Source organism: Sphaerisporangium rhizosphaerae, from assembly GCF_042665155.1.
In the GTDB taxonomy this organism is placed as follows: Bacteria; Actinomycetota; Actinomycetes; order Streptosporangiales; family Streptosporangiaceae; genus Sphaerisporangium; species Sphaerisporangium rhizosphaerae.
Map to the genome: position 1 here is coordinate 548,185 of NZ_JBHTCG010000001.1, position 12,608 is coordinate 560,792.

Genomic DNA, 12,608 nt, shown 5'->3' on the forward strand with positions numbered 1-12,608 from the left:
CACCCCAGGGATGACCTCCGCCCGCCAGGGCGGCGGTCGACGCGGAGAGCACACGGCCGGCGGGCGGGGGGCGTGTCCCGGCGGGTGGGCCATAACGCTTCTCTGTGAATCGGGAGGTGTGATTCGTCGCTTTTGGGGTGGTCGTGGAACGCTCTGGAGGAGACGGAACGGTGAGGATCGGGTGGTCAGGTGTCAGCGGGTGGCGGAGGATCGACAGGGCGGAGATCCGGCCGGGTGATCGTCGCGGCCGCGGGGGTCGTGGCGGCGCTGGTCATGGCGGGGTGCTCCTCCGGTGCGGACGCCGGCCGGGCGGCCCCCGTGGAGCGTCAGTCCGCGGTCGGGTCGCCGGGGTCGGCGGCCCCGTCGTCCGAGGCGGGCGGGGCGTCGATCCGCAAGCCGCCACCGGTGGACCCCGCCTGGCCCCGCTGGGGGTTCACCCACACGGGGGTGAGCGCCAACAACGTCACCGAGCGGTTCGAGCGGAACGTCAGCGGCGCGCTCGCGCGGACGCCGATGGCGCAGAACCAGCACATCATGGGGTTCGGGGCGCTCAACCCCGAGCCGCGGCCTGAGGAGTTCTTCTGGGAGGACCTCGACAGCCGGACCGACTTCATGCTGCGCTCCGGCGGCGCGCCCATCATCACGCTGTGCTGCGCCCCCGACTGGATGAAGGGCGGCCCTGAGGGCCCGACCGAGGAGTCGGCCTGGGCCGAGCACCTGGAGGACGCCCCCTACCCCGAGCACTTCGACGACTTCGCCAAGCTGTCGGCGGCCGTCGCCAAGAGGTACACCGACGTCAAGTACTTCATGGTGTGGAACGAGCTCAAGGGCTTCTGGCCGGACCACTCCAAGCCGGCCGACATCAAGGGCTACACCGAGCTCTACAACAAGGTCTACGACGCGGTGAAGGCGGTGCGTCCCGACGCCCAGGTCGGCGGCCCGTACATCGGCTTCGACAGCAACAGGACAGGGAAGTCCGCGCTGCGGGGCTCGTGGGGCGTCGTCAACCAGAACGTGCTGGACGCCTTCGACTACTGGTTCGAGCACAAGAAGGGCGCCGACTTCGTCGTGGTCGACGGGGCCTCGCTGACCGACGCCCACGAGCTGCTGCCCGACGCGTTCGGGGCGCTGGACAAGTTCGGCGCGGTGACCGCCTGGCTGCGCGACAGGACCGGCGACCTGCCCGTCTGGTGGTCGGAGTGGTACTTCGTCCCCGAGGACGGCACCACGTGGGCCGAGCCGATGCGGCTCGCCGTGCAGGCCGTGTCGATGATGGAGTTCGCCGAGAGCGGGGCCGCCACCGCGCTGTACTGGAACCCGCAGGCCAAGTCGGGGGCCTGCCGGGGCTGCATGTGGGCCCCCGGCACGGGCGCCCTGGAGCCGACCGGCAGGCTGATCGGCGACTTCGCCGCTTCCTTCCCCGCCGGGGCCGAGCTGGAGCGGGTGACCTCCTCCGACCCCCGGGTGCGTGTGCTGGCGCAGCCGCGGCGGCTGGTGATGGTCAACACCACCGACCGGCGGCTGAGCGCGACCGTGGACGGCGAGCGGGTCGACCTGCGGCCCTACGAGATCAAGTGGAGCGACCGCTAGCCCGCCCGGGACCTCCCCCGCTTCGCCCGGCGGGAACGCCCCAGCCCGGGTTCGCGCAGGCCGATCGGCCGGAGGGTTCTTCGGAAGGGGGCACTGCGGGTAAGTAACTCATGACTGGGGGGAGTCATGAGACGAATCACCACGGCCGTCGTGCTCGCCACGACGACGATGTTCGGCACCGTCGCGGCCGGGGGGCCGCCTGACCAGGATGGCAGGCAGTCGGTAAGTGCGGACCAATATCGGATTCTGACCCGTCAATGCCGGTACGCCAACACGGCGCAGGCCCAGAGCGACTGCCGTGCGGAGGTCCGGCGCAAGTACCGCGTCGGCGAGCGGGCCACCGGCCTCGACTGCCGCACCTACTCGGGCGTCACCGTGTGCGGCACGCTCAAGCTCGGCCCGCGCGAACAGCGGTGCGTACAGGACTCGGTGAGCAAGGGCCTCACCTACCGCCGGGCCGAGGTGGAGTGCTACGCCTTCTTGTGACGGGGCCCGTCATCGGGCGCCGTCATCGGGCGCCGTCATCGGGCGCCGTCATCGGGCGCCGTCACGGCGGCGGCGCCCGGCCGGAGCCCCCGGGCGTCTGCGGCGTCCGGCCGGCATGCCCCGGATGCCGCGGCTCACGGCCGATGTCCGAACGCCCGAACACCCGCACGCCGGCGGCGCCGGGCTCCGGTCGTCAATGGGGGGAGATGCCGTACACCGGGTCGGGGATGGGGGCGTCTGCCAGCAGCTTGGCGACGGCGTCGCCGATCTCCCCCACATTCCACCGCTCGCCCTTGTCGACGCCGGGCCCGTGGTGCCAGCCGGTGGCGATGGAGATCATGCCGCCCTCGATCTCGAACACCCGCCCGGTGACCCCCGACGCCTCCGCCGAGCCCAGCCACACCACCAGGGGAGCCACGTTGGCGGGGTCCATGATGTCGAACCCGATCTCCGGCGGCGCCATCATCGCGGAGAAGACCTGCTCGGTCATGCGGGTGCGCGCGGACGGCGCGACGGCGTTGACCGTGACGCCGTAGCGCGCGAGCTCGGCGGCGGCGGTGTGGGTGAGGGCCACGATGCCGGCCTTGGCGGCGGCGTAGTTGGCCTGGCCGACGCTGCCGAGCAGCCCGGCCCCCGATGAGGTGTTGATGACGCGGGCGTCCACGGGCCGGCCGGCCTTGGCCCGCTCCCTCCAGTACGCGGCCGCGTGCCGCAGCGGCAGGAAGTGGCCCTTGAGGTGGACGCGGACGACGTCGTCCCACTCCTGCTCGGTCATGGACACGATCATCCGGTCGCGCAGGAAGCCCGCGTTGTTGACCAGAACGTCGAGCCCGCCGAAGGCGCTCACGGCCGTCTTGACCAGCCTGCCCGCACCGTCCCAGTCGGCGATGTCGTCGTAGTTGGCGACGGCCTCACCGCCGAGTCCGGCGATCTCCTCCACGACGGCACGCGCCGGGTCTCCCGAGCGCCCCGCCCCCTGCGGGCCGGTGCCGAGGTCGTTGACCACGACCTTGGCGCCCTGGCGCGCGAACTCCATGGCATGGGCGCGACCGATGCCCCGGCCGGCACCTGTCACCACGACGACCCGTCCCTCGCAGAGACCGCTCACTTCACCGTTCCCTTTTCTGTTAGACCACCGCTGTTTTCCCCATCTCTTCGGATTTATGTGTATTTGAGGCGATCGTCACAGTGGGCCTCCTCTGATCGTCGGGGTGGGCCACCCCAGGTGGAAGGCGCCTCCGGCCGTGCGGCGAGGCCGGTTCCGCGACGGCGGTGAAGATCGTCCAACCGGATGTATAGCAAGCGCTTGGTCAGTTCGGGAACGTAAGGTGAGCAGGTGACTCGTGCCGGTCGTCAGGTGAACAAGCGATTGCATGGAGGCCCATAATGGAGGACGTGAACACGCGCAAGAACTCCGGCGGCGCGCCGGCGGCGACGGGTGCGACCAGCGAAATCGCTCCGCGCGGCGACGCCACGGCGCCCAGGCGCCAGGGCTCCCCCCGGCGCGCGGCCACCTCCGGCTCCGCCTCCGAGCGCCGCGAGCACCTCGTCAAGCTCGCCGCCGAGCTCTTCGCCCGCAAGGGATTCCAGGCGACCACCGTGCGGCAGATCGCCGACGAGGCGGGCATCCTCTCCGGCAGCCTCTACCACCACTTCGACTCCAAGGAGTCGATCGTCGACGAGGTCCTGTCGACGTTCCTTTCGGACCTTATCGGGCGCTACCGCGAGATCCTCGCCGGGGACGGCGACCCCCGCACCATGCTGTCGGAGATGGTGCGCATCGGCTTCGGCACCCTCGAGCCGCACCGGGCCGCCATCACCGTGATGCAGAACGACTGGAACTACCTGCGCTCGCTGCCCGGCGACCGCTTCGACTACCTCATCAGGGCCGAGGACGAGGTCGAGCGCATGTGGATCGGGCAGATCAAGCGCGGCCAGTCTGCGGGCCAGCTGCGGTCCGACGTCGATCCCAAGATCACCTACCGGATGATCCGCGACAGCATCTGGGTGGCCGTGCGCTGGTTCCGCCCGGGCGGACGGCTCAACACCACCCACCTCGCCGAGCACTACATCACCGTCCTGTTCGACGGTCTGGCCACGGGCGAGCGCACGAGCCAGGAAGCATGACGCCTCTGCACAAGGCCGTGCGCACGGCGCTGACCGACGTCGCCGACCCGGCCAAGGCTCCCGCCATGCAGGCGTACATGAAGTCGGCCATGCCCTTCCTCGGCGTCCAGGCCGCGCCGCGGCGGGCGGCGCTGCGCAGGGTGCTGGCCGAGCACCGCATCGACGCCGCGCCCGAGTGGCGCAAGACCGTGCTGGCCATGTGGCGCGACGCCGAGTACCGCGAAGAGCGGTACGCCGCCATCGAGCTGTGCGCCTTCCGCTACTACAAGCCCTTCCAGACGCTCTACACCGTGCCGATGTACGAGGAGATGATCGTCACGGGAGCCTGGTGGGACTACGTCGACGACCTGGCGATCCACCGGGTGGGCGCGCTTCTGCGAGCCTTCCCCGACACGATGCGCCCGCTCATGCTCGAATGGGCCCGCGACGGCGACCTGTGGCGGCGCCGCACGGCCATCCTGTGCCAGAACGGCTTCAAGGACCGCACCGACGCAGGCCTGCTGTACGCCTGCATCGAGCCGAGCCTGGCCGACACCGACTTCTTCGCCCGGAAGGCGATCGGCTGGGCCCTGCGCGAGTACGCCAAGACCGACCCCGAGGAGGTCGTCCGCTATGTCCGCCACAAGGGTCTCACCGGCCTCAGCCGCCGCGAGGCGCTGAAGAACCTCCCGGCCACCTGACCTCGCAGGTCACTCACGATCTTGTGACGACACGTCCGCAATTCAGGCGAAAAATGGTTACATGATCAGTATCGTCGGCGGCTTCGTCTATATTCGAGCCGAGGGCGATGTTCATGGTGACCTGTCACCGGAACGGGCGAGGCGAGGGGGCGTGGGTGAGCGAGCACGAGAAGGCTCCGGCCGGGATCGATCCCACGACACCCAGCGTGGCGCGGATGTACGACTACTACCTCGGCGGCAAGGACAACTTCGCCGCCGACCGCGCGGCGGCCGAGCAGATCATCAAGCTGCTGCCGAACGCCCGGCACGTCGCCCGCGAGAACCGCGCCTTCCTCGGCAGGGCCGTGCGCCACCTCGCCGGCCTCGGCATCGACCAGTTCATCGACATCGGCGCCGGCCTGCCCACCCGTGAGAACGTCCACCAGGTGGCCCAGGCCCGGGCCCCGCGCTCGCGCGTCGTGTACGTCGACAACGACCCCATCGTGCTGGTCCACGCCCGCGCGCTGCTCGCCGACAACCCGCAGACCACCGTCGTCGAGGGCGACCTGCGCGACCCGAAGGCGATCACCGAGCACCCCGCCGTCCTGGCCGCCATCGACTTCGACCGGCCCTTCGCCGTGATCCTCTGCGCGATCATGCACTTCGTCGAGGACGACGAGGAGGCCGCGAGCATCGTGGCGCACCTGCGGAGCACGCTGCCGCCCGGCGGCGCGCTGGTGCTCTCGCACGGGTTCCGCGGCCACCAGGCCGGCCCGAACATCGCCAGGGCCGAGGCGGTCTACGCGCGGACCTCGCGGCCGCTGAAGATCCGCGACCGCGAGACGATCGAGCAGTACTTCTCCGGGCTGGACCTGGTGGAGCCCGGTCTGGTGCACGTGGGGTCATGGCGTCCCGAGCACGACCTGCTGGAGGACGAGTCCGCGGCGGGCGGCCTCGGCGGCGTGGGGCTGGTCCCTCGCCGCCACGCCTTCAGATAGTCGGGCTATCCAGCATGGGTACGATGCCCGCATGCGGATCTCCCAGCTCAGCGCCGCCTCGGGGGTGCCTATCCCCACGATCAAGTACTACCTGCGCGAGGGCCTGCTCCCGCAGGGCGAGCAGACCGGCGCGACCAGGGCCGAATACGGACAGGCCCATCTGCGCAGGCTGCGGCTGATCCGCGCCCTGCTGGAGGTCGGCCGGCTGCCGGTCGCCTCGATCGCCAAGATCGTGGCGGCGGTGGAGGACGAGAGCACCCCGGTCCACCGCATGCTCGGCACGGCGCACTACGCCCTGGCCTCCCCGGCCGTGTCCGACCCAGGCGACCAGGAGCAACTCGCCGCCCGCGAGCGGGTCGACCGGCTGATCGACGACCTCGGCTGGCGGATCACCCCCGACGCGCCCACCCGGGACGAGCTGGCGCAGGTGCTCGTGCGGCTCGCCCAGCTCGGCAGGCCCGCCGGCGAGGACGACCTGCGCCACTACGCCGATGTGATCATGCGCCTGGTCGCCGAGCGCGAGATCGGCAAGGTCCCCATGGACGGTCCCCGCGAGACGGCCGTCGAGTCCCTGGTGATCGGCACCGTGCTGTACGGCAAGGTCTTCGACGTGCTCAGGAGGCTGGCCCACGAGTCGGAGTCCGCCCGCCTCCTCGAAGGCCGGCCCGCGCCGCCCGTCCGGCGCACGTCCAGGCCGGAACGAGCGGGATAGGACGGACAGGGCCCCCGCGCGGCGTCAGTCGCCGAGCAGCCAGCGGGCGGCGCGCAGGAGGAGGGCGCGGTGGGACGGGCTCTCGTATGACCTCACGTCATGGCCGAGCGCGTCGTACACCAGCCGCCCCCCGCGCACCTCACGGGCCCACACCAGCGGCTGCCCGAGCGAGGAGGCCAGCGGCCGGACGCCGGGCGACACCTCAAGGTCGCTGTAGATCTCGTCGACCAGCTCGAAGTCCGCAAGCCCCTCGACGATCGGGTGGCCGCCGTGGACCTTCACCTCCGCGGGACCGAGGGGCGGGTGATGTGAGGCGCCCCAGACCCAGGCCGCCCCGACGAGCCCGCGCCAGGCCGGCCAGTCGTCGAAGCAGATCGAGGCCGCGTGCACGGCGAGCACTCCCCCGCCCCGGTCGAGATGCGCGAGCACCGCCGCGCGGGCGGCGCGGGGCAGCCGGAACGGAGCGACCCCGAGGCTCCGCGACCAGCCGTCGTCCGCAAGGCGGCGCAGCGCGTTCACGGTGACCAGGTCGGGGCGGGGGCCCGCCGCGAGCGTCCCGGCGATGTCGTCGGTGACCAGCGACCGCACCCCGGCCTCGGCCAGGACCTCCGCCAGCGCCGCGGACGTCGCCGGGAAGTCGTGCGCCGGCCCGCCGGAGAGGATCACGTTCGTCGCCACGGACCCAACCCCATCACGGACGCCACCCCCACGCCACCGGCCCGATCGGGATCGAACGGGTCAGGGGCACGGGCAGGAGAGCGCGCGGCGCGGGGACGGCGGGTACGGAGGGGATCGAGCGCCAGTAAGTTGGGGGGATGCCGACCGAGCGTCGTTCTGGGTGAGACGTCGCCGGGCGCGGCGACCGAGCGAGCCACCGCCACCGGAGGTCTGTGATGGGTGCCCAGGGCCACTGCGATCCACGGTTCGCCCGTGTCCGGAAGGTCTTCGAGAACCACTTCGCGAAGGGCGAGGAACTCGGCGCCGCGTTCGCCGTCCACCTCGACGGCGAGCCGGTGGTGGACCTGTGGGACGGCGTGGCCGACCGGCACACCGGGCGTCCCTGGGAGCGGGACACCCCTGCCCTCACCTACTCGTGCACCAAGGCCGTCACCGCCGCCGTGGCGCTGATGCTCGCCGAGCGGGGCGAGGTGGACCTGAGCGCCCCGGTCGCGGAGGTGTGGCCGGAGTTCGCGGCCGGCGGCAAGGAACGGGTGACGGTCGAGCACCTGCTCACCCACCAGTCCGGGCTCCCGGTGATCGAGGAGGACGTCCCGGCCGAGGAGTTCGGGGACCAGCCGGCGATCGCCGCGCGGCTCGCCGCGCAGCGGCCGATGTGGGAGCCGGGCACCGCCCACGGCTACCACGCCCTCACCTACGGGTTCCTGGTCGGCGAGGTGGTCCGCCGGGTCACCGGCAAGAGCGTGGGCGAGTTCGTCGCCGCGGAGATCGCCGGCCCGCGCGGGCTGGACCTGTGGCTGGGCGCTCCCCCCGACGTGATCGCCCGCGCCGCCCGCCTCTCGGCCGGCGAGCGCAGGACCCCCGGCGGCGCGACGGGCTCCGACGGGCCCGAGGCGGTGCGCGCCGCGGCCGAGCTGCCGGGACGGGGGCCCGGTGACCCCATGTGGGAGATGGCGCGGGCCGCGCTGGACAAGGGCAGCGTGATGAACCGGGCGATGGGCAACCCCAGCCCCGGCAAGGTGAAGGGCGGGGCCAACAACCCGGCGATCATGCGGGCCGGGTGGCCGGCCATGGGCCTGGTCACCACGGCGCGCGGCCTCGCCGGGTTCTACCGCGACCTGCTCGCGGGCGAGATCGTCCGGCCGAAGACCCTCCAGGACGCACTGCGGCCGAGGGTCGGCGGCCCCGACCGGGTGATGTTCCTGGACAGCGCGTTCGGCCTGGGCTTCATGCGCCCCGCGACGATGTTCTTCACCCCGGGCAAGGGCGCCGCGACGGCGTTCGGCCACCCGGGCCTCGGCGGCTTCGTCGGCCTCGGGGACCACCGGTACGGGCTGGCCGTGGCGTACACGATGAACCGGATGGCGAACGCGGTGGCGGGGAGCATGCGCGGCTACCGCCTGCTCGAGGCCGTGTACGACTCCCTTCCCTGACCCCCGAGCCCTGAGCCCTGAGTCCTGCGCCGTGCCCTCGGAGGGCTTTGCCCGGTCGAGCAAGCAATAGGTGGGTTTCCTGGAAAAGGGGCGCTGAGCTTGACATATGCTTAACGAGCATACCTTCCGTAATTGAATCGTCACCGTGGTGATCTACCAAATCCGTGACAACCGGCGTATCGGATGAGACCTTCGTCTGGGGAGTCAGGAGCATCACCACTCCGAGGGGACAAGATGGACGCCTGGTCCGTTCCGGGATACCGCGAAGAACGCGTGCTCGGCTCCGGTGGCAGCGGCCGGGTGGTCCTGGCCGTCTACAACGGCACCGGCGCCTACGTGGCGATCAAGTACCTCAGTGACGAGCTGAGATCCGACCCGCGCTTCCTGGCCGCGTTCCGCGAAGAGGCGCGCACGATGGTCGAGATCGGCGACCCGAACATCGTGCGGTTCTACGAGTACGTCGAGAGCCCGCTGGGCGCCGCCATCGTCATGGAGCTGGTGAACGGCGTCCCGCTGCGCAAGATCCTCCACGAGCATGGGACCACCAGCCCGGAGGCCGCGCTGGTCGTCCTGAAGGGCTCGCTCCTCGGCCTGTCGGCGGCCCACGCCGCGGGCATCGTGCACCGCGACTACAAGCCAGAGAACGTCCTGGTCCAGGCCGACGGGTTCAGCAAGCTCGCCGACTTCGGCATCGCGACCCCGGCCGGGCGGCCGGGCCTGCCCTCCGGCACCCCGCCCTACATGGCCCCCGAGCAGTGGAACGGCTCCCCCGCCGGCCCCGCGACCGACGTCTACGCCGCCACCTGCGTGTTCTTCGAGTGCCTGACCGGCCAGAGGCCGTACCGCGCCGACCACCCTGCCGCTCTGATGCGCCAGCACCAGTCGGCCGCGATCCCCGCCGAGGCGGTGCCCGGCTCGGTGCGCGGGCTGGTGACCCGAGGTCTGGCCAAGAACCCCGCCGACCGTCCCTCGACCGCGCGGGCGTTCGTCGGCGAGCTGGAGTCGGCGGCGGTCGCGGCCTACGGCCCCGAGTGGGAGGAGCGCGGGCGCCGCCACCTGGCCGAGCTCGTCGCCCTGCTGGCCTTCGGCTTCCCGTTGTCCGAGCCCGGGCCGCAGGCGAGCACCAGCCTGGCCCGCACCGTGCTGCGCGGGCCGCTGCGCCCCCTGAGCCGGGTTCGTCATCCGGGGCGTGTGCTGGTCGGCGCCGGCGTCGTGGCGGTGGGCGTCGTGATCGCGGTGCTGGCCGCCGGCCGCGGTGGCACGCCGGTGCGGGACGTGGCGCTGACCACCTCCCCGACCGCGCGCGCCGTCGCGCAGGTCCCGGCGGGCGAGCCGTCGAAGGCGCTGGCGAAGGCGCCGGTCACCTCGAGCCCGGACGAAGGGACCGACCCTCCGGAGTCCTCGCCGTCCCCGTCGCACGCGACCCACACCTCTCCGGCTCCGGCCCAGGTCGACCCGCCGGCCACGCCACAGGGCACCCCCGGGACGACCCACAGGCCGACCCACAGGCCGACTCCGACGCCCACCCGCACTCCCACCCGGACGCCGACCCCGACCCCGTCCCCCACGCCGACCCCAACACCCACCCCCACACCCACGCCCACCCCGACACCGAGCCCCACCCCCACGCCGACCCCCACGCCCACTCCCATGCGGTTGTCGGTGCGGGAGCTGGCGGTGGCGGCGTTCGACGGGCGCACCGCGACCGTGCGGGTGCGCACCTCCACGGCGCAGACCGTCACGCTGAGCGTCCGCTTCACCGAACGCTCCTCCGGCGGCGCCCTGGCCGCCCCGGCCGCCCCGGTCACGCAGACGTTCACGCTCACCGGCTCCACGTCCTACACCCGCCAGGCCACGGCCGGGTTCGCCGCGCCGGCCTGCGGCAAGACGGTCTACCGACAGGTCACCGTCTCCACCACGCCGGGCGCCGCGGGCGGCTCGCGCAGCCGCACGGTCACGGTCAAGGGCGACCCGTGCCCACCGCCCACGGTCGACGACGTCTCGGTCCGCTGGAACGGCAAGACGGCCCGCGTGGGCGTGCGCACGGGAGGGACGGGCGAGGTGCGCCTGGCCGCCGCGTTCACCCGCAGGCAGGGCGAAGGCGCGGCCAAGGTCGTCGACCAGGCGAGCCGCACCCTGTCCGGCGACACCTCCTACGCGCTCTCGCTCCCCGGCGACCTGGGCGAGGTGGCCTGCGGCGAGACGGCGTACTTCGGCGTCCGGGTCACCACCACGCCCGCCGCGGCGAACGGCGCCCAGTTCAAGGAGGTGGGCGTCGAGGGGCCCAAGTGCGCGCCGCCGACGGTCTCGATCACCTCCTGGGACGGCGGCACGCTCAGGGTGCGGGTGAGGAGCTCGTCCCCCGACCCGGTGCGGCTGTCGGCGAGCTTCCAGCAGACCGTCACGGCCGGAGAGCGCACGGTCACCCGTACCGCCGCCCGCCGGGCGACCCTGTCGGGCGACTCGGTGTACGACCGGGTGTTCACGGTGCGGTTCGCCGACCCCAGGTGCGGCTACGTGGACGTCAGGAAGGTCACCGTGACCGTCGCCTCCGCGCTCGGGACGGCGAGCGACTCGGCCGCGCGCACGCGCAGGGGCAGGCCGTGCGCCGAGCCCACGCCGGAGCCCACCAAGTCCGACCCGCCGACCGAGGAGCCGCCGGACAAGGACCCGCCGAAGGACCCGCCGCCCTCGCCCGAACCGCGGGACGAGCCGTCCGGCGACTCCGGCGACGGTCCCGTCCTGACCTGAGCGACCTCCCGCGGGCCGCCCGCCACGAGCGCACCTGAGCAGGCGCGCATGACCGGGTCCGCTCACGACCAGGTCCGCAGGCCATGTGCGCACGTCGCGTGCGCACGTGGCGGAGTGCGCACGTCGCCGGGTGCGCGGCGGGCCGCCCGTCGGGCAGACTCTCGTCCGAGACGACCTACCCGGTGGAGGCACTGTGAGCGCGCGCGTGCAGAAGCTCGGCAACGTCCTGATCCCGGTGGACGACCTGGACAAGGCTCTGACCTTCTACGGCGAGGTGCTCGGGCTGACGGTCAAATTCAGGGACGGGGACCGTTTCGCCGCGCTGGACGCGGGGGGCGTCACCATCGCGCTGGCCGCCCCGGCCGAGCAGGTGGCCGGCGCCGTCACCGCGCCGTCCTACAAGGTCGGCGATCTCGCCGGAACGGTGGCCGAGCTGACGGCCGCGGGCGCCGAGCTGGTCAGCGGCCCGGAGGCCGGTCCGCACGAGAGCAGGGCCGTGCTGCGCGACCCGTCCGGCAACGTCCTGGTGCTCTATTCCCCTCTGTGACCCTCCGCGGGGACGCGGGTGCGGGTGAACCAGATGGTCTTGCCGGGACCGGCCGGCAGCGGTACCACGCCCCACGCGTCGGTGAGCGCGGCGACGATGCGCAGCCCCCGGCCGTGTTCGGACTCGGCGCCGGCCTGGCGCAGGCGCGGCCATCCGGCCCCTCCGTCGGCGACCGAGCCCGTCACGGTGTCCGGGGCCGTTCCCAGCGCGAGCCGCACGGGAGCGGCGCCGTGCACGAGGGCGTTGGCGACCAGTTCGGTGACGACGATCGCCACATCGTCGATCAGGTCGTGCAGGTCCCACTCGGCGAGCCTCTCGCGGACGACCGCACGGCACTCGGCCGTGACACCCGGCTCGGCGCGCAGCTCCCAGCGGATTTCGCGGGGACAGGACGGAATGCCGATCATCTCTGATCCCTGGCCTTTCGCTCGGGGTGCATCGGCCGCGTGACGGCCCCCGCACGGATCCCCCGATCCGGGTAACGGGGCGGACCTTTACCTTCCGGTGGACGGCATGGCCGCCAACAGGCGTCGTGGCGGGGTGTGTCTGTAGGCGGGAGCCCCTGGTCCGGCGCGCGTGCGGCCGGTCGTCGCAGAAACCGGCGGCCTGGTCGCCGATTACCGGCGA

Annotated in this window: 12 protein-coding genes; 9 read left to right on the plus strand and 3 right to left on the minus strand. The window is 72.5% G+C overall.

The window, feature by feature from the left end:
* Positions 1-234 precede the first annotated feature (234 nt).
* Both ACFQSB_RS02395 and ACFQSB_RS02400 read left to right on the plus strand, forming a co-directional pair.
* On the plus strand, positions 235-1,590 hold the full coding sequence (locus tag ACFQSB_RS02395) for a xylan 1,4-beta-xylosidase (RefSeq protein WP_380823991.1): 1,356 nt from the start codon (positions 235-237) through the stop codon (positions 1,588-1,590).
* A gap of 126 nt (positions 1,591-1,716) precedes the next feature.
* Positions 1,717-2,076, plus strand: a complete 360-nt coding sequence (locus ACFQSB_RS02400) for a hypothetical protein (protein WP_354835313.1) — start codon at positions 1,717-1,719, stop codon at positions 2,074-2,076.
* A 193-nt stretch (positions 2,077-2,269) separates the two neighbouring features.
* On the opposite strand, the gene ACFQSB_RS02405 is transcribed toward ACFQSB_RS02400, so the two are convergent.
* Entirely contained in the window at positions 2,270-3,184 is a 915-nt protein-coding gene (locus tag ACFQSB_RS02405) for an SDR family oxidoreductase (protein WP_380823992.1), read from the minus strand.
* A gap of 287 nt (positions 3,185-3,471) precedes the next feature.
* Here ACFQSB_RS02405 and ACFQSB_RS02410 point away from each other — a divergent pair, with 287 nt between their 5' ends.
* From ACFQSB_RS02410 to ACFQSB_RS02425, 4 genes are all read left to right on the plus strand, one after another.
* Entirely contained in the window at positions 3,472-4,203 is a 732-nt protein-coding gene (locus tag ACFQSB_RS02410; RefSeq protein ID WP_380823993.1) for a TetR/AcrR family transcriptional regulator, read from the plus strand.
* Positions 4,200-4,883 carry a DNA alkylation repair protein gene (locus ACFQSB_RS02415; protein WP_380823994.1) on the plus strand — a complete coding sequence of 228 codons (684 nt, stop codon included), beginning with the start codon at positions 4,200-4,202 and terminating at the stop codon, positions 4,881-4,883. Before ACFQSB_RS02410 ends, ACFQSB_RS02415 begins: the two co-directional genes overlap by 4 nt.
* A gap of 155 nt (positions 4,884-5,038) precedes the next feature.
* Positions 5,039-5,860, plus strand: a complete 822-nt coding sequence (locus ACFQSB_RS02420) for an SAM-dependent methyltransferase (protein ID WP_380823995.1) — start codon at positions 5,039-5,041, stop codon at positions 5,858-5,860.
* A 31-nt stretch (positions 5,861-5,891) separates the two neighbouring features.
* The gene (locus ACFQSB_RS02425) at positions 5,892-6,572 is read left to right on the plus strand and encodes a MerR family transcriptional regulator (protein WP_380823996.1); all 681 of its coding nucleotides are present in this window, start codon (positions 5,892-5,894) and stop codon (positions 6,570-6,572) included.
* Positions 6,573-6,596: 24 nt separating this feature from the next.
* Here ACFQSB_RS02425 and ACFQSB_RS02430 read toward each other — a convergent pair whose 3' ends face one another.
* A complete protein-coding gene (locus ACFQSB_RS02430) occupies positions 6,597-7,250 on the minus strand; it encodes a ThuA domain-containing protein (protein ID WP_380823997.1) in 654 nt (217 codons plus the stop codon).
* A 215-nt stretch (positions 7,251-7,465) separates the two neighbouring features.
* Between ACFQSB_RS02430 and ACFQSB_RS02435 the strand changes: the two genes are divergently transcribed.
* From ACFQSB_RS02435 to ACFQSB_RS02445, 3 genes are all read left to right on the plus strand, one after another.
* Positions 7,466-8,683, plus strand: a complete 1,218-nt coding sequence (locus ACFQSB_RS02435) for a serine hydrolase domain-containing protein (RefSeq protein WP_380823998.1) — start codon at positions 7,466-7,468, stop codon at positions 8,681-8,683.
* 234 nt (positions 8,684-8,917) lie between these two features.
* Positions 8,918-11,434 carry a serine/threonine-protein kinase gene (locus ACFQSB_RS02440; RefSeq protein WP_380823999.1) on the plus strand — a complete coding sequence of 839 codons (2,517 nt, stop codon included), beginning with the start codon at positions 8,918-8,920 and terminating at the stop codon, positions 11,432-11,434.
* Positions 11,435-11,627: 193 nt separating this feature from the next.
* Positions 11,628-11,981, plus strand: coding sequence for a VOC family protein (locus ACFQSB_RS02445; RefSeq protein ID WP_380824000.1), 354 nt, complete (start codon positions 11,628-11,630; stop codon positions 11,979-11,981).
* On the opposite strand, the gene ACFQSB_RS02450 is transcribed toward ACFQSB_RS02445, so the two are convergent.
* On the minus strand, positions 11,966-12,388 hold the full coding sequence (locus ACFQSB_RS02450) for an ATP-binding protein (RefSeq protein WP_380824001.1): 423 nt from the start codon (positions 12,386-12,388) through the stop codon (positions 11,966-11,968). The genes ACFQSB_RS02445 and ACFQSB_RS02450 overlap by 16 nt on opposite strands.
* Positions 12,389-12,608 lie beyond the last annotated feature (220 nt).

Coding starts and splice junctions, on each gene's coding strand:
- ACFQSB_RS02400 (WP_354835313.1), top strand. CDS start 1,717: ATGAGACGAATCACCACGGCCGTCGTGCTCGCCACGACGACGATGTTC.
- ACFQSB_RS02415 (WP_380823994.1), top strand. CDS start 4,200: ATGACGCCTCTGCACAAGGCCGTGCGCACGGCGCTGACCGACGTCGCC.
- ACFQSB_RS02425 (WP_380823996.1), top strand. CDS start 5,892: ATGCGGATCTCCCAGCTCAGCGCCGCCTCGGGGGTGCCTATCCCCACG.
- ACFQSB_RS02435 (WP_380823998.1), top strand. CDS start 7,466: ATGGGTGCCCAGGGCCACTGCGATCCACGGTTCGCCCGTGTCCGGAAG.
- ACFQSB_RS02440 (WP_380823999.1), top strand. CDS start 8,918: ATGGACGCCTGGTCCGTTCCGGGATACCGCGAAGAACGCGTGCTCGGC.
- ACFQSB_RS02450 (WP_380824001.1), bottom strand. CDS start 12,388: ATGATCGGCATTCCGTCCTGTCCCCGCGAAATCCGCTGGGAGCTGCGC.